Below are 19748 nucleotides of genomic sequence, written 5' to 3'. Positions count from 1 at the left end.
CGTCTTGTTAAAAGTTCTCACTTTTTAACAAGACGTTTATTTTATTCCTTCTTATTCTTCAGGAACTACAATTAAATCTTTTGTGAAACTATTTAATACCTCACAACCATCTTCTGTGATGATTACAAGGTCTTCGATACGAACACCGATTCCTTCGTCCGGTAAGTAAATACCCGGTTCGATAGAGAAGCACTGTCCCACTTTGATGATGTCTTCATTTACAGAAGAAACATCTCCGTATTCGTGGTCTTCCATACCGATAGAGTGACCTGTTCTATGTGTAAAGTACTGTCCGAAACCTTTTTCTTCAATGTAGTTTCTACAAGCTAAGTCTACATCGCACATTCTGTTACCAGGTTTAGATGCTGCGATACCTCTTGCCTGTGCTTCTTTAACTACTTCGTATACTTCTCTTGCTCTGTCAGATACTTCACCGATGAATACTGTTCTTGTCATATCTGAGCAGTAGTCATTTAAAATACCACCGATGTCAAGTACAACTGAATCTCCACGTTTTCCTTTTGTATCATCTGTTACGTGGTGTGGATCTGCACCTGATTTACCATATGCTGTAATTGGATCGAAAGAAACACCTGAGTGTCCTGTCTGAGCATATTTTTCACGAACGATTGCATTTAATTCTTTCTCTGTGTATCCTTTAACAACTAATGGAACTAATTCTTCCATAATCTTATCGTTAGCTGCTGATGCTTCACGCATTAACTGTTTTTCATTCTCATCTTTGATCATTCTAACATAGTCAACAATCATAGAACCGTTGCGGAATTCACTTCCTGCACCCAATTCCTGTAATCTTAATAAGAATTTTGCCGGCCAAACTTTATCAATACCGATTGGTTTGTCTTTCTCTACAAATCTGCTTAAGATTTCTACTCCGTCTTCAATGTCATCGTACCATACTAAATCTACCCCAAGATCTTTTTCCTGTGGGAACAATTTATTGATAACTAATTTGTGATTACCATTCACGTTTAAGTAAAGAGCTAAAAGTCTTTCTCCTGGGTGAATCCATTTTCCTGTCAAATAATAAATACTTGGAGGGTCGGAAATAATCATCTGTGGCATTCCCTGTTCTTCCATTGCTTTTAAAATTCTACCTACTTTTCCTGCATCCATTATGTATGCCTCCTATGTTTTATTGTGCTTCTTTACTTGCACTATAAAGTAATTATAGTATCATTTTTACATTGTGTCAACAAAGCAATTATTTCTTTTCTCCGTCGTCAAAACAACTTCCCATACAACTTTTACAGTTGCTTCCACAACCTCATGTACTCTCACCGTTTTTATGTTTTTTAATTTGATTTCTTATCACCAGCACAACAACAACTGCAATCAACCCGATAAGAATAATATCTGCCAAACTCATTTTTACACCACCGTTTTCTTTATATCATAGCACAAAGATTTTATGAAGCACACTCGTTTTGCAGAATTTCGTTCAACGCATTTTTGCTGCTTGTATGACATCGAACAATATTTGCATTACATTTCTGCGCTTCCGACACGGCGCAGCGCACCATCTTATGCGAAACGGTATTGGTAAATAAAATAACTAAATCCGGACTACCAATCTGTTCACTTAAATTTGCCGTCATCTGCGTAAAGATTTTTGCCTTACATTTATATGATTTACAAAGTTTCTTATACTGTCCAACCATTCGGTCATGTCCGCCAACAATAACTACACTCATGTCAAATCCTCCTATCCTGCATAACTTGTCATAATTTCTTCCATGCAAACCCCATTATAAATAAGGGACAGCAATGTTTCTTTTGCCACTTCAAACTTGCGAAAGAGTTTTAATTTTTCCGTCATGTTCTCATATACTTTCCAGTAGCCTGCGTAGAGAAAATATTTTCCTTCGTTTTCCATAAATCCTCTCACGTCCTCAAGCGGATACCCTAAAAGCAGTCCCATTTCGTGCGGGAATTCTCCCCGCTCTTCCATATAAGTTGCATAACGCATCTGAAATGTTCTTAAAATTCTTCCAAACTGAAATACCTGATACCCTTCCTGCCGAAAAAATTGTCTGATCTCTCTTCGGCAAAGAAACTCTTCCAACTGCTTTCTTCTATAAAGAAGAAACGTAACTTTCTCTTTTGTCTGTAACATTTTATAGTAGGAAAGACCACTCTTTTCTATTATTGCCGTAACCTGCCCTGCATTTTCTAATGATACGATGAGCAGATTGGAAACTTTTAACCCGGTAATTAACGGAGCGCACTGCAGCGCCAGTTGTATCTCTATATTTTTTAAATCCATCTCCCTTACAAGTTCAAATATCTCTCTGCTCACCTTATCTCCTTTCTGTTAGTCTTTTCTAACTTTAATTCATTTTAACTAATTTTTAGTGTTACGTCAAGATATAAATACTTATTTTTATTTATTATGTCCCGAAAACTCTATACTACTTCATAAAAACTCTTACTAATATATCCAATTACACTCAAAGACATATGCTGTATAAACTAAAGAGGACATGAACTCTATCTAAGTCCATGTCCTCCTGTCTCTAATTTTTGTTATAGTTTACTTTTTCAATATTTCAACAAGTTTATCCATATTGTTTAAATTAAAATAGCGAACCTTTCCATTCTCATCAAACTGTGCCGTTCCATTTACTTCAAACTTTTCATCATCTCCGTTTTTATGACTCACATGAAGTTTTGCATTAAACTCATCATAATCCTTTTTTTCATTTATTTTCATTTTCTCCATCTCAATATTACAGCCGTTTTCATAGGACAGCATCATAATTTGATATGTACCCGTTTCCAAAAAAGTATTATACGCCTCTTCTGTCATCGAGTCCTTAAATCTTTCTCCCAGCCAACCGGACGATGAAAAAATCGAAGAATCATTTTCAAACTCCTGATATTCCTCATCGCTGATAGGACTAAACAATTCTTTCACTACTTTTTTGAGATTATCAGTATTTTTCGTATTTTTTTCATCATTTTATAATTATTATTCACTTTTACTCTGGTATTATTTTAAATCTTTCCTACATTCTGCTCACTTTATCTGCAATCGACATCGTCGATTTTCTGTGGGATACAAGTATGATTGTTTTATTCTCTTTTTCTTCCAGCAACGTCTTTAAAATAATTCCTTCATTTAAACTGTCGATATTACTTGTCGGCTCGTCCAAAAGGATAATCGGGGCGTCATGCAAAAATGCTCTCGCAATTCCGATACGCTGTCTTTCTCCACCCGAAACGGAATCTCCCAATTCTGCAAGTTTTGTGTCATATCCGAGCGGTAATGAAAGAATAAATTCATGAAGAGACGCTTTTTTCGCTGCCTCAATCACTTCTTCCATTGTCGCATCGGCTTTTGCTATCTTAATATTGTTTTCAATCGTATCTTCAAACAGGAATGTTTCCTGCGTCACATAAGCAATCTGTTTTCGCAGTTGCTTTGTGTCAATTTCATTTACATTTTGGTTTCCAAACAATACCTGACCTTCTTTTGTTTCATAAAAACGCATAAGCAGTTTTAAGATAGTTGATTTTCCGCAGCCGCTTTCCCCTAAGATTCCATGTATTGTATTTTCTTCTATCTGCAATGAGAAGTTTTCCAAAATATTTTTTTCCGCATTCGGATATCCAAATGTCACATCTGAAAGTTTGAGTTCTCCCTTAGGAACGGATACATTGCTTTCCACTTCCGCTACAACCGGCTCTTCCTCCAACAGATTTAACACACGGTTTCCGCTTGCCAGCGTCTGGTTCAGATTGTTCGATAATGCCGATAATGCTCCCGTAGGTCCGAAAGAACTCATCATCGCAATTGTACAGATAATGGTTTCCCCCGCCGGAACAAGTGCGGCGCTTGCAAGAATCATCACAACACCCGCAAGTAAAATAACAATATCCGTACTCACTCTCTGACGTCCTTCCTGCTGCTTCAGTTTATCATTTACCTCTTCCAGTTCGTCGGTAAACTTATCCATTTTTTCTTTTCTGTCGTTCTCTTTTCCGTACTGCAAGATTTCATCTAATCCATACAGATTATCCAAAACCGTCGTGTTTAAGTTTCCGTATAATTTACGGTACTTCTGCCCGTATTTTTGCCCCGCTTTGCTGTTGATAATCGGAATAACCGCTCCCACTATAATATAGAAGAACAATGCGATTGCCCCTAAAAGCCAGTGATAGCGACCGATAAAGATAACCATAACGATAGAAGTCAGCATCGCAATGGCAATCGGTGAGATTGTATGTGCGTAAAATACTTCCAACAATTCTATATCGCTTGTAATAATGGAAATCAAATTTCCTTTTTCTTTGCCGTCCAATTTAGCAGGGGCTAATTTGCGAAGAGCTGAAAAAATCTGGTGGCGGATACTTGCCAGCAATTTAAAAGCGATATAATGGTTGCTTGCCTGTTCCGCATAACGCAATATCCCCCGCAGTACGGCACAGATAATCGCCAGCACAAAAATCGTTGTCAGCGACATTGTCCTATCTATCCCCAAAACATTTCCAATTCCCATTCCGCCAAGTACCGTAATGAAAATCGCCATAAGATTACCGATGCAGCCCATAAAAATTGCAACGAGCATCACCGTAATAAGCGGACGTATCATTCCGATAAGCCCGAGCATTACCTGACTTCCACTTCTTGATTTATTCATAGGAAACCGCCCCCTTTCCGAATTGTTCTAATGCACTCTGCTGATTGAAAATTTTATAATAGTAACCGTTTTTCTCACAGAGTTCCTCGTGTTTTCCCTGTTCTACAATTCTGCCGTCTTTTAAAACGTAGATTTTATCTGCCGATACTACATTCGCCAACCTGTGGGAGATAAGCAACACTGTTTTTGTTTTTGCCAGTTCCCTTACCACTTCCATAATCTGATTTTCACTTTCCACATCTACATTTGATGTTGCTTCATCAAAAATGTAAATGGCACTGTCATGTAAGATTGCTCTCGCAAGGGCAAGTCTCTGCTTTTGCCCTCCCGATAAGTTTGACGCTTTCTCCTGCAAAATGTAGTCTAAGCCTCCGCTTTTTTCCACAAAGTCTAACAAATGTACTTTTTTCAAAGCATTTCTCATTTCTTCTTCCGTGGCGTTTTCTTTCCCCATAAGAAGATTTTCACGGATTGTTCCCGCAAACAGATAACTGTCATGACGGATTCGTGTCACTTTTTTCCGAAGCGCTTTCGGTGAAATCATCTGCAAATCAATCCCGTCTATCGTAACTTCTCCGCTGTCCGCCAAATAATCCCCCATAATGATAGAAGTAATCGTACTTTTTCCACAACCGGATTCACCGACCAACGCCGTCAGTCCATGCCCTGCCCGTAATGCAATGCCTGACAATATCTGTTTCTCTTCATCATAAGAAAAATCTACTCCCGCAAATGCAATTTCATCTCCGGAAATTTCTTCTGCCTGTTCTTCTTTCTCTTCCTCCGTCAAATCAACAAGCCGGAAAATTTTATCCGCCGCCGCATTTCCGTTCATCGCAATATGGAAAAACGAACCGAGAAGTCGAAGCGGCAGGAAAAATTCTGCCGACACCATAATCATAAAGAAGCACTGTGCCAGCGATACGTTACCCGAGCGATACTCCAACACGCTTAAAATCATTCCGACACCCGCGCCGCCGTATGCGATTAAATCCATAATACTGATAGAATTTAACTGCATAATAAGAACACGCATCGTCACTTTTCGGAATTTTTCCGCTTCCTCGTCCATCTTCTTTGCATAACGCCCGTCTGCCTCATAAATTTTCAACGTAGTCAGCCCCTGCAGACACTCCAAAAAAGAATCTCCCATCTCCGTGTATGTTCCCCAATATTTTGCCAGCATTTTTTTTGCAAATTTCTGAACTGCCACAATAGAAAGGGGAATTAAAGGAACACAGACGAGAAGTACAATGGCGACTTTAATACTCATCGTTCCGACAACAAGAAACAGTGTAATCGGTGCAAGCATACTGTAAAAAAACTGCGGAACATATTTCCCGAAGTAAATTTCCAACTGCTCCACACCTTCGGTACTTATCTGTACAATTTCTGATGTCTGAAAATATTTTTTATATTGATTTCCCATACGCATCAGTTTCTCATATACCATCGTTCTAAGTTTCTTCTTCACTTCTTTCGACGCTTCAAAAGATAGTTTTGTGTTCCAAAGCGACATCACGCTGCGGATAAGAACTACAATCCCAAGTGTGACAAGCAGCGCCAACCTTTTTTCCCGCAAATCTTCACCGGAAACCATCGACTGTATAAATCCTGCTATAGTAAACAGAAAAAGAATGTTCGCAATAAGCATAATCCACTGACTGAAAACCATTTGCACAACCTTTTTCTTTGTATCTTTAAATTCTGAAAGTAATCGTTTATGAAACATTTTTCTTTGCTCTCCTTCCTCTCTTATACTGTGAAATATGCAGTACACATAAAATGCAAAACAGCACAGAAGATATTTTATGTACTGCGCTTATCCATACCCATGTCTGTAACACCGGAATCAGAAATCCGCTCACCGCCATAAGTATCATTGTTGCAATAAGCAATATATCCACTCTTTTATTCTTTCGCATTTCTTTTCTCCTTTTATATATTATGTAATGATAATCATTTTCATTTAAAAGTATATGAGAAAGAGGGTAAGTTGTCAACATAAAGAAAAAGCCTGCATAAACAAATTTACACAGGCTTTTCGCACATTCTTTATTTCTTTTTCACAAAACTGATTGCAATGCAGGACGGTCCCACATGTGTACCGATAATTCCTCCCACCGCATACATCGCATACTGCTTAATTCCATATTTCTCAACGGTTTCTTCCATAAATTGCTGCACAATCTCTTTATTTGAAGTGTATCCGAAATAAACCGGTTCTTTTTCATCTATCTCGTACGATTCAAATTCTTTCCAAAGACACTTCTTTCCGCCGTTTCTTCCTCTCGCCTTGCCCAGCATGACCAAAACCTTATCTTTCAGTTCAATAATCGGTTTAATCTGAAGCATATTACCGATAACTGCCAAAGGCGCAGGAATTCTTCCGCCCTTTTTCAAATATGTCAGCGTATCCAACATACCACATACGACTAAGCGTTTTTTCAGGTTATCCAGACAGGCAACAATCTCCTCAACACTTTTTCCCTCCGCGCGCATGGATACCGCACGCTGAACAAGAAAACGCTGTGTAATAATCGCCTGCTCCGAATCTACAATCCAAACTCTGTCGTATTCACTGATTTGTTTGGCAAGATTCGCAGCATTTACCGTTCCGCTTAATCCACCGGAAAGGGTGATGACTAATACGTCCTCCTCTTTCTCCTTTGCTTCACGATATAACTTCAGAAAATCTTCCGGTGATGGCTGGCTCGTCACAGGCAAATCTTTCTCCTTAGCCAGTTTCTCAAAAAATCTGCAAAAGTCTTCTTCTTTCTCCTGAATAAAATCTCCGTCCGAAAACTTAATCTGCAGAGATACCATTTCAACGCCCATCTCCCGCGCTTCCTGTAAAGTAATATCAGAAGCCGAGTCCGTAATAATCATCATATTTCTTCTCCTCCTACAACCGTCTATCCGTATAACAACGAATAAATATATCATATTGAGAAGAAAAAGCAATTAAAGATTTATAAACTTTCCGACAATCAGTTTCGATTTATTTTATTTTCTAGTGACAATGTCCTCCACAGTTTTTGCAATTTCCACCACACTGTAGTGATTTGCCGTTCTTTTTATCACGAATCATACTTCTTACAGATAGGCCGACCACTGCCAATACAATCAGTCCCGCTATCATTGTTCCCATAAATATGCCTCCTCTTATTTTTTCATTTCACGCTGTGGCCTGAACAGTAAATATAGGAATCCTGCTATTAAGATAAACGCTGCTACCGTTCCAATTCCAAATACTCCGTTTGTCACAAGCATTCCAACCTGATATACGCAAAGCGAAACTACGTATGCAAGTAATGTCTGGTATATGATTGCAAACCAAAACCATTTTGCATTATTCATTTCCCTTTTAATCGCTCCCATTGCGGCAAAACAAGGTGCACAGAGAAGATTAAAAATAAGGAAAGAATACGCCGCCAGCGCTGTCATGCTCGCTGCAAGCTGCCCCCAGATTTCAATACCATTATCCGCATTTACTTCCGCAAATCCGAACAGGATACCAAATGTACCTACAACGTTTTCTTTGGCAATTAATCCTGTAACTGCTGCCACTGCCATTTTCCAGTCACCCCAGCCAAGCGGTGCGAAAATCGGAGCAATCACGCCGCCGATTGCAGATAAAATACTGCTGTCCAACTGTTCCGGCTCAAGCATTTTAAATGTTCCGTCTATCCAGCCGAAGTTCATTAAGAACCAGAGTACAATTGTTGAGAGAAGAATAATCGTTCCCGCTTTTTTAATAAATGACCAGCCTCTCTCCCACATGCTTCTCAATACATTTCGCACTGTCGGCATATGGTATGCAGGAAGTTCCATAACAAACGGCGCCGGATCTCCCGCAAACATTTTTGTTTTCTTTAAAATAATTCCCGAGCAGATAATTGCAGCAATACCTACAAAGTAAGCGCTTGGCGCCACCCACCATGCTCCGTCAAATAACGCTCCGGCAATCAGTGCGATAATCGGAAGTTTCGCCCCGCACGGTATAAATGTTGTTGTCATAATTGTCATTTTACGGTCACGGTCATTTTCAATTGTTCTCGATGCCATAATCCCCGGAACACCGCAACCGCTTCCGATTAACATCGGAATAAATGATTTTCCCGAAAGACCGAATTTGCGGAAAATTCTATCCATAATAAATGCAACTCTCGCCATGTAGCCACACGCTTCCAAAAATGCAAGGAAGAAGAAAAGTACAAGCATCTGTGGAACAAATCCGAGAACCGCTCCTACACCTGCAACAATACCGTCCAAAATAAGTCCCTGTAACCAGTCTGCGCAGCCGATGGCATTTAATCCGCTTTCTACTAAAGCAGGAATACTAGGTACAGTAATTGATTTTATTCCGAACAGATGCCAACCTTCTCCAAACACTCCGTCATTCGCCCATGCTGTCGCCCAGTCTCCTACCGTCGTGACCGAAACATAGTAAACCAAGAACATAACTACCGCAAAAATCGGTAGAGCAAGCCAACGATTTGTAACAAAATGGTCGATTTTATCTGACGTAGTCATTTTTTCTTTTTTCGATTTTGTCAGACATTCCTCTATAATAGAAGAAATATAAATATACCTCTCATTTGTGATAATGCTTTCCGTATCGTCATCAAACGCGTCTTCCATCTCTTTAATCTCTGCTGATACGTCAACATTTTTCTTCATCACGCCCGCAATCTTATCATCTTTTTCTAACAATTTGATTGCAAAAAATCTTTCCTGTTCCTTTGGAACAATTCCCGACAGTTTATTTTCTACCTTTTCAATAATGTCTTCCGCCTCTTTTGAAAACTCGTGTATTCTTTCAGCGCTTTTCTTTTTCTGCGCGATGCCGACCGCTTTTTCAGCCGCCTTTGTAATCCCCTTACCTTTCAGCGCTGAGATTTCCACAACTTCACAGCCAAGTTTCCTGCTTAATTTATCAATATGGATTTTGTCGCCATTTTTTTCCACAATATCCATCATATTTACCGCCATGATTACCGGAATTCCAAGTTCCATTAACTGCGTGGAGAGATATAAGTTTCTCTCCATGTTTGTTCCGTCTATGATATTTAAAATGGCATCAGGACGTTCCCCTACCAAATAGTTTCTCGCCACAACTTCTTCCAGTGTGTATGGAGAGAGGGAATAAATTCCCGGTAAATCCATAATGATCACATCTTTATGCCCTTTTAGTTTTCCTTCTTTCTTCTCTACCGTTACCCCCGGCCAGTTTCCCACAAACTGATTCGCCCCGGTCAACGCATTGAACAGCGTTGTCTTACCACAGTTGGGGTTTCCCGCAAGTGCTATCTTTATTGCCATATCGTTTCTCCTTTAAGTTTGTTTTTTCTTGTTTTTATTAGTTTTAACTAACCCGTAGTTAAAAAAATTACTCTACTTCTATCATTTCTGCATCTGCTTTTCGTATGGACAATTCATATCCTCTGACTGTAACTTCAATCGGATCACCAAGCGGCGCTACTTTTCTTACGAGAACTTCCACCCCTTTTGTAATTCCCATATCCATAATTCTTCTCTTTACCGGGCCTTCCCCATGTAATTTCTTCACCTTGGCAGTTGTCTTGCAAGGTATTTGTTTTAATGTTTTCATACTCTCGTCCCTTCCTATACCATAATTTTATTTGCCATGTCTCTTCCGATGGCAACTCTGGAATTTTTCACATTTACAATCAGATTTCCACCTATTTCCGATACAACCGTAACTGTTCCTCCCGTGACAAATCCGAGATTTTCAAGAAATCTTCTTGTCTCTTCTTTACCGCCCACTTTTTTAATTATCGTTTCCTGTCCTGTACTCATCATTGATAATGGCATCATTACACCCTCTTCTTTCTGATATTGATAAACATTTTCATCTATCGTTAGTATACTCTAACCATAGTACACTGTCAATAACTTTATCCGAATTTGTTTTTTTCTTCTTTATATGTTATACTTACAAAGACGAAATCGAACACAAAATTTTATAGACAAAGGAGAATTTTATTGATGAAAACAGCAATTAATGAATCTGCTGAAAACTATCTTGAAACAATATTAGTGTTAAGTAAAACCCTTCCTGTTGTCCGTTCTGTAGATATAGCAAATGAACTGGGATTCAAAAAGTCCAGCGTAAGTGTGGCAATGAAAAATCTTCGTGAAAAAAATCAGATTACAGTTACTGATGCAGGATTTATTTATCTTACAGATGCCGGGCGGGAGATTGCGGAGATGATTTATGAGCGACATGAATTACTTACCGCATGGCTTGTCAGACTTGGCGTACCGGAAGAAATCGCATCGGAGGACGCCTGCAAGATGGAACACGTTATCAGTAAAGAGAGTTTTGAGGCAATTAAACGACACGTGCATTAAAAAGGGAATACCTTCAAAGAATGGAGAATGCATATGAAAAAATCTTTCAAAAAATTTATCATTATTTTCTTTTCTATTCTTTTGATTATTGGAGTTTTGTGTATTGTACAATTCATGTATCATTCCTTTAAAACTCCGAAGATTGAGAAGAAATCACATACCTTATATGGCTTTTTGATAACAGATAAAAATCAAGAACGCTTACCCGTAACAGCAACTATTGATTTTGAAATAGCAACATATCCTTTTCAAAATGAGAAAACATCTATACAAGGTAAAATAACCGTTTCATATGCACAAAAAGAGATATATACCACCGACTTCTACAGCCATAATCTTGAGAGAAAATATATATCCATTGAAGATATTTCTAAACAAAAAAGTGTTGCAACTGTTTTTTCAGTTTGCAACACTTTTTATTATGGATTATGATGATTCTTTCTTTTTAAAACATATACAATTGTTGCCGCACAAAGCACAAGGATTCCCATACTCATTGCTATCGGGAAATCATCTCCCGTTTTTATAGGTTTTGAATTAATATCTTTCCCATCTTCCTGTGCAATCACTGTCCATTCTGTATTGTATTCTTTTTCTGCAATTTCATTGCCAACCGTCACAGGTACTTCCAATGTAACCGTCACTTTAACTGTCGAGTTACCTTTAAATTGTCCTAATCTTATTTGATTAAATGACACTGCACTCTGACTGATTTCTCTTCCGTCCTGCTTTACAGAAAATTGCATATCTTTTAACAGTTCCTGTTCGTCTTTGCAATCCGCCTCCAGAAATAAACTGGTTTCTTTTGTTAAATCTTTTGTCTGAATGATAATTTGCTGTTCCACACTATCACCCGGCATTAATCCTTTTAATTCTTTAAACAAATCATTCTCTGATATGTTCTTTAAATCAAATGTTTTCTTCTGTCCATTATAAATAATGGTCGGCGTTTCTTTCGCATATGCTTCTCTCGGAACAAACAATAACGCAAGAATGCATACAAGGAATGCAGTTTTCCACTTATTTATTTTCATTTCTCACTGCCTCCTTTAATTCTTTTGTTTCAGAATCGACTACTACCTTTTTCCAGGCATCAGACACCGCTCTTTCCGGCTCCGCCTGAATGGACTGTGTGGAAATATCCACAACCAGTTTTTCTCCATCTTTCTTCTTCACTTCTTTACAATTTTTGATAAATTGTACGGATTCACCATTTTGAAGAGGTTTGCGGTAATAGTAAATTCCGTCTATCTCCAGCCAGTTATCCTTAAACCCATCTGGAAATTGTAAAGTATAATCTTCGTCTTTTTTCGGAACATTGATTGATATATTATCTGTTTTTGTTTCTGCTTCCGAATCTTGTTCTTTTCCCTTCGATGTCTCATAGTAAACAGAAAGATTACATCTGACATATACCGGCATATTTCCCGTATTTGTAACTCTTACATCACTTTTGACCTGTCCGTCAAAATTTTCTTCAATCTTGGCGCTTACTTTCCCTACGTCAAATTGGTTAGTCAAATTACCTTTACTCTGTAAATATGCGATGGTAACACCTGCTATTATGACAGTCAAAAGGAGCAACGCAATCGATATTTTTTTCCCTATTTTCTTTTCTTTCACAGCGTATCACTCCTTTATTTCTGATAAATATTTTTCTTTCTGTCCGCACCGTCAAGCCATTTCTCATTTACGCGCTCGTTCTGAATAACAACCTCTTCCTCTGCACCGATGCGAATTGCAATATTGCCCTGCCCGTCCACGTTGGAGGTTGATTTTATATTGTCTCGCCAGTTCCAGTCTAAGTTTTCTGCTATCTGATATTCTCCTACCGGAAGATGTACCGTTGTTGTTCCTTTACCGCCACTTACGTCTATCGGTATTCTTCTTGTTTCTTTGGAATCTTTTTTCACAACATCAATATATACAACACCGTCTTCGTCTGCATTTACATATTCTTTTGTCAGTTTTAATTTTCCAAAGAATTCATGCAATGCATCTCCATAAGTATTTGTGTATACAGGTCCCTGACTCGCCTCGACATATGTACTGTTTCCGTCTTCAGTGATTGTTGTATACATCTTTGTAGGCAGTTCTGTGATTGGAATAGATTGTTTCTTATCCTCCGCCGGATTCCAAACCTGTCGTTCTGTATGCAGCGTTAAATTCGGCTGGGTATACTCTTCTTTAAACAATCCGTTCAGCATATACGCCCCCTTCTGTGCCAAAGGATTTTCTTCCGGAAGACTTGAAACATGGAATTCCACTTTGTCCGTATAATCACTATGCTGGGAATCCTTTGCTGTTGTCTTTACAATACACGGGTAAAGTTCCATATCCGCTGTAATTAGCGTATTTTTAAATGTATCCCATGTTATCATCTTGTCATCGGATTTCCACTGCCATTCTATAAACGTTCCGCTGTTCCCCAGCAGTTCGTTCATTTTCAAAATCGGCTCTGTATCAAGTACATCTCCATTTTCATTGACAAAACTTCTTGTTCCCTCTTCCACATTTACTTTACAGATTGGATTTCCTTCCATATCGTGGTAAGTTACGACATTAGCGCTATTAAATACCGCCGTGTATGTTTTTTCTTCAAACAACTGCTCCGGTTTTAACTTCACAACCATTTTATCCGACACCTTAGTTCCCATGCTGCCGTCGTCTTTATAATCTGTATACCAGCCTTTGAACACATATCCGTCGTATTCATATGCTTCCAACTGCATAGAACCGTCAGTGTTTCTTACTAACTTACGATATTGCTCAGGCTTATCACCCTCTCCCGCGATAACGGTATCAATATTACTGTTTACCTTAATCGAAGCTTTTACAAATACCGGCCACAAATCCATAAACTGTTTAACAACAGCATCTTTGGAAACAAATGAAATTTTTGAAGCGTCTAACGCTTCTTTTGAAGCGAATTTCCAAACATGCCCTGCCTGTGGTTTTTGTTGTGTCCAGCCCGCAAAGTACGACTGTTCTACATCTGCAATTTTGTCAAAGTCCGGATTCGGTGATACACCAAGTCGTTCACCCATATCTTTGACAACAGGATTTATAGTGTCATTATCATTCATGTGATAAAGAACTAATACAGGGCTATAAACTGCAATAAACTTATATGATTTTCCTGCGACAATCTCACCGGTGTATACATATTCCGAACCGTTTGATACAGTTTTCAGTATCTGCTGCTCTCCATCTGTTTCACAAATCAGAGACATCAATTCATATTTCTTACCATCTGGCTCTGATGAAAGTACGGATACTTTTCCGCTTTCTGCGGTTACCGTCACTTTTGCCTTTCCAAATTCGTCCGGTAATTCCTCAACCGTATAACTTGGTTTGTTCGGCAAATTGATTCCGCTCGGAAGATTTTCAATCTGGTGAATATTCGTTGTTGTTGTCACATCATATTTTGCATATACCGGATATAAATCCATTGTTTCTTTTACTTTTAAACGTTCGTCCAGATAAGAAGAATGTTCCCCATCATATTCTTTCAGCAAATACGGCTCTGCTTTTTCAACATTCGATGTACAATATTCCTCTTTCGCATCGTAAATATAATTCCACTCTGCGCTGTCTTTTGCGACTTCGTTTCCTGAAATCCACCCAAGAAATTGGTAGCCGTTCCGTTTCATCTGTTCATCTGTCGGAGATGCCTTGCGTTCCAATTTCCCTGAAATTTTTCCGCCGTCCTCCGTATCAACAGAAACATCAGTTCCGGAAAGCGGATACTTATATTGATGTTCATTATCCGACGACATAAATATCGCATCGTCATAGCGTCTCTGTACAGTTGTTTTTACATTTCCCATTTCGTCATGAAAAACAACATCTGTACTAATCATTGCATAACCAGTGTACTTATCATACGAATCAAGTCCACCTGTATTCATTTCATTTTCACCATTTTCCAAGTTCTTCCCGGTATACGTCCACTTTCCCCCATCTTTTTCCAATGTCCAAAATTGAAGATGATACCTATCTTTAGCCAGTGGAGTAGGAATATACTTAAAAGTATAATTTATATGTGAGCCTACCGTCATACTATCTATTTTTCCTGAATTTGGAAAATCTGTATTCATTGAAATTTCATACGCATTGTAAGCACCTTCGCGATTGTTATGAGAATATACTTTTAGTGGAGTTGTAATTTGTTCAGCATAACCGTCATCACACGTTCCATTTGCTCCATGGTTTTTAAACTCTGTTCCCCAACCAATAATTTCTTCTCTACAATAAGTTGGACCATTAATATTTTGGAATGTTTCCTTATAAGTATGCATAATTGTTGTGTAAAGCATAGGTTCCTCAAACGGACTATTTTCTCCTTGATGGAATGCTTTCGCCCAATACTCTACTTCATAATTAAACCTTGCCACATATGTAACCTTTTCCGTCAAGTCCGGCACTTTATACCTGTACTCTCTGCTAACACATACTTCCGTTCCATCAGCCTGTTTTTTATACCAGCCACGGAATTGGTATCCCTTCGGGAATTCTTTCGTTCCGCCTTCCGCTTCAACGTCAATATAGACATTATTTTTATCTGATTCTACAAGTGTTCTTCCAACACCCTCTCTTAGCGTCACATCTGGATTTTCATCTTGTTCATTTCCTTCAAATTCCGTCAGAACATTAGCCAATGAGTTAATATAGATTGGGTACAACTTCATCTCTTTCTTTACTGCTGCACCATTCGGGTAAAATTCCCCCTGTTGTTTAATATCTTTTAATTGTGTAGAAGTAATAGCCGAGTATCCTTTTTCCTCCTCAGAAGGATTTGGAATAGTTGTCCAACCATAGAATTTACTTCCCTCTATTGGATTTGGCATATATTCTTTCAGAGCTGCATCATATTTATACCACTCATCTGCTACTGTTGTCTTACCATCTAACTCATAGAATGTTACTTCCGCTTCCACTCCGGCTGCAAATAAATCCCTGTCCTGAATTGAAACTTTCTTAGGATTTTCAACTCCTTCCAATTTCGCTCCGTCATTCCGTGTAAGCGCAAGAATCTCTTTCATGTCGGAAACTTCGTGTTTCTCCATGTTTGCTTTTTTATACCAATTCGTTAATCTGTAACGGTCATTTAATTCCATTGTTAAAGTAACCGCCTGTTCTTCTCTTGGGTGTACGCCTTGAATGGCAAAACTTAACGGGTCACTTGTTTCTGCAGGAACATTTACCAACGCCGTCTTGTCAATTTTCACTTTGCCTGCTCCCGGAAAATCAAAGGTTGCCATTACTGATTTTCCATGAACAGGAATACCCAAGTCATAATCCATTACCCATTTATTATAGTGTGTTTTTAAGTTTAAATATGTCTGGCGCGGCTCATCACCTATAAAATCATAGAATTTGGATTCCCAAAAGTCTATATCCTCATATGCGGCGTCATCTCTTGGACCATGTACCTCATTATCATCATTATCACCCACTGCCCTGATAGATACACCACTGGCAATTGCGCTTGGCTTAAAGTAAGAATAACTCACTTCACAATCGCTATCCACTATTCGTGCAATCCCACTCAGATTAACATTATGCTGTATAATCGGTATAACCAAAACTGCATTGTACTGTTGTGAAGAAATATCCCCTGCATAATGGCATCTCACAATTTCAGAATTTCCACGCAACGCACCGGTGATTCCTCCGGCATATCCGGCAATACCTGAACCAACTGCCACATAGTTTGCCACATCAAAGGAAACTTTAGCTGTGCTAAAACAGTCAATAATATGACATCCATTATTCACTCCGCCAATAATTCCCCCTGCATATACAGATTTTCCGCCTAATGCACCTACCGCAATTTTATAATCATTTCTGACAACCGTGTTGCGTAGCTCTCTGCTATCGCCTTCCCCTTCATAGTTGGCGCGGGCACGGCAATATTCTATTGTGGAACTTGATGCCCAACCGACAAGACCTCCCATATAAAGACCTTCTCCACCGACACCGGTAACGCCTGAAGTGGAGTTATTAACTACTTCCGTTCCACTTACTTCACAGTTATATAGCAGGGAATTTTCCACAATTCCGGCAATACCGCCACCTGAAACCCCACCGTTTGTCACAAGAGAAATAACGTTATTCGCAGGTGATATTTTCAGTTTACTGTTTAACACCGTAATATTTTCCAATTTTGAGTTTTCCGCATAACCTACAATAACTCCACCCTGGAAAATACAGTCTAAATCCGCATTTTCTACAATCAGATTTTTAATTGTAGCATTTTCTATAAAAGAAAACAGCCCACTGTTAGCATCTTTAATAATGTTTGGATCATATTTTAAACCTTTGATTGTATGCCCCTGACCATCAAAAGTTCCCTGAAACGGCAAATCTTTTGTACCGATTGTCAGATGTTTAATTCCATAGTGATCCAAAATGCTCTGTTCTATCTCACCAATCTCAATATCTTCCGTTAAAACGATAGTTTGATCTTTAAAATCAAAACTTTGACTTGCCGCCGCAAATACAAGCAACTCATCAAAACTGCTAATCTTTCTCACCGGCTCTTCTGCTTTTACCGTTGTGGCAAATCCGGAAAAAATCGGCAACAGCATCGCCAAAACCAATATACCTGCTATATACTTGCGCACACTACTTTTTTGCTTGTCCACTATTTTGCCACCTCCTCGGGCCAGCCTTCAACCGCGAATACATTTTTGCTGTTATTTTCACTTTGTACCGCCTGCACTTCCGCTTTAAATTCAATATCGCTTCCCGCATATTCGCTGGTCAATCTATTCACATCAAACTCTATTCCCCGCATTAAATCTTCTGTCGTTTTATTCGGCTCTAAGACGTCTGTATAATAAATCCAGCCATCTTTCTCCCGCCACTTCTCATCTGCAAATTTGTAATTTACATAATCTTCTGCCGGAAATATCTCTTGATTCTTTTTCCCTGTTGTGTTCAATTTCACTCTGACGTATACCGGGTGATTACAAACATTTTTCACTTTAATAATCCGGGATACATCTTCATATTTTAATAATTCTTCTTTACCATCTTTTACTTCTACTTCTTTACCATTTTCATCTAATGTGTGATTGATTAATTGTACTTTCACATTACCAAATGTGATTACATTATCTGTCTTAATTTTTCTTATTAAAAATGCCGAGGAAGAAAAAATTCCCAAGCATAAAATTAAGAACAAACCCATCACAACTCTTTTCCTATTCTTTGTCATTTCTTCCTCCTCGTTGATTATTATTTCATTATTATTGTCTTATTCTTGTATGCTTAATTACTATTTGATTCCAAATGCTGCTTTAGCTGCCGGAATAACTACGTTTGCTTCGTCAATTACTTGTCCTTCTCCATCAAACATCTGATGTTGGAATGAATGTACTTCGATTGCTCCGGCCTTTGTTCCATCTGCTGTCATGAAATCATCTCCGGTTGCAGTATCTTTCGCTACTACATCGCTAAATAACGGTGTAGTTGTCCATACATTTTTTGTTGCCTGGCTTCCATCTAAACCTGCTGTATATTTGAAGATTCCGCCTACATATTCTCCGTCTGTTCCTGTTGTAGTTGCTTCTACTGCTTCCCAGCCATCGTTAATTGTGAAATATACCTTGTTGTCGTTTTTCATTGTATTGTTAACGTACACATAAACATAGCATTTTTCGCTTCCTGCTCCAACACCAACATATGGATTTTTTACAACTGTTTCTCCCGGGAATATTTTAGAATTTGCTACCCAGTCTGGTTCATATAAATTTCCGTTTAATTTTGACTCGTCCTTATCAATCGGTTTGTCATCAGGACCACCGTCCGGCTCTGTAGGGTCAATTGGGTTGATATTACCAACTGTAAATTGGTTTGATAATGAATCGTGAGTTGTTAACCATGCAACAGTTCCCCCTATTAATAATACACATGCCAATAATGTTGCAATAATTGCTGTTCGTTTTGTCTTACGACTTGTCTGTTTTTTCTCCATAATCTCTTCTCCTTTTGTAAATATAATGAATTGTTGAGCTAATCAATACCATTGCAAGAAGCGTAATAATAATTGCCTTACCGGTTGTTGTTCTTGCGAATAAGTAAATATAGCCTAGTATAGGAAGGGAAAATTTTACCTTTCCTATAATATGATCAAAATCAACGGGGTTTGCATCGTTGATTTGATTACCGTTAGAATCTTTATTGTGAATGCCGTATGTCTTTACCTGCCGATTTGGTTCATCAATTTCACGTATTCGATGAGTCGCTACAACCTTGTCATCTAAATAAAAACTAATGTCATCTCCGACCTTTAATTCTTCCGGATTCACTTTTTGAATATATACAATAGAGCCAACTTTATATTTTGGCATCATACTGCCACTTGTAATTACATAGGGATTTAAACCGATGAGCCTTACTCCGCCTAATGCAAAGATGAGAACTATACAAATAATAAAAAAGAATTGAGAAATATACTTGAAGATGTGATTAAATATGTTGCTTTTTTGCGTTTTCATTTCGACTCTCTCCTTCACTTCCACATGATAAATAACAGAAATGTTTCTTCTGTACGATTCCTTATGAGAGTCTTGTTATACTTCTTTTCTCTCTAAAAAATTTGATTATCAGTTTTTTCTGCTATATATATTACGACTATTTTATTTATTTTTCAACTTCATTCGACAAAAATGTTATTTTTTTATAAACCATTTTTGA

21 protein-coding genes are annotated in these 19748 nt (G+C 38.3%); 2 read left to right on the top strand and 19 right to left on the bottom strand.

What is annotated here, in order from left to right:
- Positions 1-51: 51 nt before the first annotated feature.
- The 13 genes from ACYQ35_RS08705 to ACYQ35_RS08645 form a co-directional block, all read right to left on the bottom strand.
- Entirely contained in the window at positions 52-1137 is a 1086-nt protein-coding gene (locus tag ACYQ35_RS08705) for a M24 family metallopeptidase (RefSeq protein WP_009461581.1), read from the bottom strand.
- A 151-nt stretch (positions 1138-1288) separates the two neighbouring features.
- On the bottom strand, positions 1289-1390 hold the full coding sequence (locus tag ACYQ35_RS08700) for a FeoB-associated Cys-rich membrane protein (RefSeq protein WP_009461582.1): 102 nt from the start codon (positions 1388-1390) through the stop codon (positions 1289-1291).
- A 40-nt stretch (positions 1391-1430) separates the two neighbouring features.
- Entirely contained in the window at positions 1431-1715 is a 285-nt protein-coding gene (locus ACYQ35_RS08695) for a DUF2325 domain-containing protein (protein ID WP_009461583.1), read from the bottom strand.
- Positions 1716-1726: 11 nt separating this feature from the next.
- On the bottom strand, positions 1727-2320 hold the full coding sequence (locus ACYQ35_RS08690) for a DUF3793 family protein (protein ID WP_009461584.1): 594 nt from the start codon (positions 2318-2320) through the stop codon (positions 1727-1729).
- 234 nt (positions 2321-2554) lie between these two features.
- Positions 2555-2938: a hypothetical protein gene (locus tag ACYQ35_RS08685; protein ID WP_040449611.1), complete on the bottom strand. Its 384-nt coding sequence runs from the start codon at positions 2936-2938 to the stop codon at positions 2555-2557.
- A gap of 91 nt (positions 2939-3029) precedes the next feature.
- On the bottom strand, positions 3030-4664 hold the full coding sequence (locus ACYQ35_RS08680; RefSeq protein WP_459832366.1) for an amino acid ABC transporter ATP-binding/permease protein: 1635 nt from the start codon (positions 4662-4664) through the stop codon (positions 3030-3032).
- Positions 4657-6396, bottom strand: coding sequence for an ABC transporter ATP-binding protein/permease (locus ACYQ35_RS08675; protein ID WP_459832363.1), 1740 nt, complete (start codon positions 6394-6396; stop codon positions 4657-4659). Before ACYQ35_RS08675 ends, ACYQ35_RS08680 begins: the two co-directional genes overlap by 8 nt.
- Positions 6386-6589, bottom strand: coding sequence for a DUF4405 domain-containing protein (locus ACYQ35_RS08670; RefSeq protein WP_009461588.1), 204 nt, complete (start codon positions 6587-6589; stop codon positions 6386-6388). The genes ACYQ35_RS08675 and ACYQ35_RS08670 overlap by 11 nt, the downstream gene beginning before the upstream one ends.
- Positions 6590-6719: 130 nt before the next feature.
- Positions 6720-7556, bottom strand: coding sequence for a DegV family protein (locus tag ACYQ35_RS08665; RefSeq protein ID WP_009461589.1), 837 nt, complete (start codon positions 7554-7556; stop codon positions 6720-6722).
- A gap of 121 nt (positions 7557-7677) precedes the next feature.
- Positions 7678-7815: a FeoB-associated Cys-rich membrane protein gene (locus ACYQ35_RS08660; RefSeq protein ID WP_459832356.1), complete on the bottom strand. Its 138-nt coding sequence runs from the start codon at positions 7813-7815 to the stop codon at positions 7678-7680.
- 14 nt (positions 7816-7829) lie between these two features.
- Positions 7830-9989, bottom strand: coding sequence for a ferrous iron transport protein B (gene feoB, locus ACYQ35_RS08655; RefSeq protein WP_009461591.1), 2160 nt, complete (start codon positions 9987-9989; stop codon positions 7830-7832).
- A 67-nt stretch (positions 9990-10056) separates the two neighbouring features.
- Complete coding sequence (locus ACYQ35_RS08650) at positions 10057-10278, bottom strand: FeoA family protein (protein ID WP_459832351.1); 222 nt, start codon at positions 10276-10278, stop codon at positions 10057-10059.
- A gap of 14 nt (positions 10279-10292) precedes the next feature.
- A complete protein-coding gene (locus tag ACYQ35_RS08645) occupies positions 10293-10505 on the bottom strand; it encodes a FeoA family protein (RefSeq protein ID WP_009461593.1) in 213 nt (70 codons plus the stop codon).
- Between the two features lie 171 nt (positions 10506-10676).
- Between ACYQ35_RS08645 and ACYQ35_RS08640 the strand changes: the two genes are divergently transcribed.
- Entirely contained in the window at positions 10677-11042 is a 366-nt protein-coding gene (locus ACYQ35_RS08640; RefSeq protein ID WP_459832346.1) for a metal-dependent transcriptional regulator, read from the top strand.
- Positions 11043-11075: 33 nt separating this feature from the next.
- Positions 11076-11474, top strand: a complete 399-nt coding sequence (locus ACYQ35_RS08635) for a hypothetical protein (protein ID WP_459832343.1) — start codon at positions 11076-11078, stop codon at positions 11472-11474.
- On the opposite strand, the gene ACYQ35_RS08630 is transcribed toward ACYQ35_RS08635, so the two are convergent.
- From ACYQ35_RS08630 to ACYQ35_RS08605, 6 genes are read right to left on the bottom strand one after another with little or no spacing between them, the layout of a single operon-like run.
- A complete protein-coding gene (locus tag ACYQ35_RS08630; RefSeq protein WP_459832338.1) occupies positions 11462-12076 on the bottom strand; it encodes a hypothetical protein in 615 nt (204 codons plus the stop codon). The genes ACYQ35_RS08635 and ACYQ35_RS08630 overlap by 13 nt on opposite strands.
- Complete coding sequence (locus ACYQ35_RS08625; protein ID WP_459832333.1) at positions 12063-12665, bottom strand: hypothetical protein; 603 nt, start codon at positions 12663-12665, stop codon at positions 12063-12065. The genes ACYQ35_RS08630 and ACYQ35_RS08625 overlap by 14 nt, the downstream gene beginning before the upstream one ends.
- Before the next feature lie 14 nt (positions 12666-12679).
- A complete protein-coding gene (locus tag ACYQ35_RS08620) occupies positions 12680-17692 on the bottom strand; it encodes an InlB B-repeat-containing protein (protein ID WP_459832330.1) in 5013 nt (1670 codons plus the stop codon).
- Positions 17692-18267, bottom strand: coding sequence for a hypothetical protein (locus tag ACYQ35_RS08615; protein WP_009461598.1), 576 nt, complete (start codon positions 18265-18267; stop codon positions 17692-17694). The genes ACYQ35_RS08620 and ACYQ35_RS08615 overlap by 1 nt, the downstream gene beginning before the upstream one ends.
- A gap of 60 nt (positions 18268-18327) precedes the next feature.
- Positions 18328-19026: a SipW-dependent-type signal peptide-containing protein gene (locus tag ACYQ35_RS08610; RefSeq protein ID WP_459832325.1), complete on the bottom strand. Its 699-nt coding sequence runs from the start codon at positions 19024-19026 to the stop codon at positions 18328-18330.
- Positions 19001-19549 carry a signal peptidase I gene (locus ACYQ35_RS08605; RefSeq protein ID WP_459832321.1) on the bottom strand — a complete coding sequence of 183 codons (549 nt, stop codon included), beginning with the start codon at positions 19547-19549 and terminating at the stop codon, positions 19001-19003. The genes ACYQ35_RS08610 and ACYQ35_RS08605 overlap by 26 nt, the downstream gene beginning before the upstream one ends.
- Between the last annotated feature and the right edge of the window lie 199 nt (positions 19550-19748).

The sequence above is a fragment of the Faecalimonas hominis genome (assembly GCF_054660755.1).
Note: the sequence above shows the minus strand (reverse complement) of the source record. Positions and strands in the feature narration are given on the sequence as shown.

Bases quoted from the DNA above. Each gene is read 5' to 3' on its own strand.
- ACYQ35_RS08705 (WP_009461581.1), bottom strand. From the start codon at position 1,137: ATGGATGCAGGAAAAGTAGGTAGAATTTTAAAAGCAATGGAAGAACAG.
- ACYQ35_RS08700 (WP_009461582.1), bottom strand. From the start codon at position 1,390: ATGAGTTTGGCAGATATTATTCTTATCGGGTTGATTGCAGTTGTTGTT.
- ACYQ35_RS08695 (WP_009461583.1), bottom strand. From the start codon at position 1,715: ATGAGTGTAGTTATTGTTGGCGGACATGACCGAATGGTTGGACAGTAT.
- ACYQ35_RS08680 (WP_459832366.1), bottom strand. From the start codon at position 4,664: ATGAATAAATCAAGAAGTGGAAGTCAGGTAATGCTCGGGCTTATCGGA.
- ACYQ35_RS08675 (WP_459832363.1), bottom strand. From the start codon at position 6,396: ATGTTTCATAAACGATTACTTTCAGAATTTAAAGATACAAAGAAAAAG.
- ACYQ35_RS08670 (WP_009461588.1), bottom strand. From the start codon at position 6,589: ATGCGAAAGAATAAAAGAGTGGATATATTGCTTATTGCAACAATGATA.
- ACYQ35_RS08665 (WP_009461589.1), bottom strand. From the start codon at position 7,556: ATGATGATTATTACGGACTCGGCTTCTGATATTACTTTACAGGAAGCG.
- ACYQ35_RS08660 (WP_459832356.1), bottom strand. From the start codon at position 7,815: ATGGGAACAATGATAGCGGGACTGATTGTATTGGCAGTGGTCGGCCTA.
- feoB (WP_009461591.1), bottom strand. From the start codon at position 9,989: ATGGCAATAAAGATAGCACTTGCGGGAAACCCCAACTGTGGTAAGACA.
- ACYQ35_RS08650 (WP_459832351.1), bottom strand. From the start codon at position 10,278: ATGAAAACATTAAAACAAATACCTTGCAAGACAACTGCCAAGGTGAAG.
- ACYQ35_RS08645 (WP_009461593.1), bottom strand. From the start codon at position 10,505: ATGATGCCATTATCAATGATGAGTACAGGACAGGAAACGATAATTAAA.
- ACYQ35_RS08640 (WP_459832346.1), top strand. From the start codon at position 10,677: ATGAAAACAGCAATTAATGAATCTGCTGAAAACTATCTTGAAACAATA.
- ACYQ35_RS08635 (WP_459832343.1), top strand. From the start codon at position 11,076: ATGAAAAAATCTTTCAAAAAATTTATCATTATTTTCTTTTCTATTCTT.
- ACYQ35_RS08630 (WP_459832338.1), bottom strand. From the start codon at position 12,076: ATGAAAATAAATAAGTGGAAAACTGCATTCCTTGTATGCATTCTTGCG.
- ACYQ35_RS08615 (WP_009461598.1), bottom strand. From the start codon at position 18,267: ATGACAAAGAATAGGAAAAGAGTTGTGATGGGTTTGTTCTTAATTTTA.
- ACYQ35_RS08610 (WP_459832325.1), bottom strand. From the start codon at position 19,026: ATGGAGAAAAAACAGACAAGTCGTAAGACAAAACGAACAGCAATTATT.
- ACYQ35_RS08605 (WP_459832321.1), bottom strand. From the start codon at position 19,549: ATGAAAACGCAAAAAAGCAACATATTTAATCACATCTTCAAGTATATT.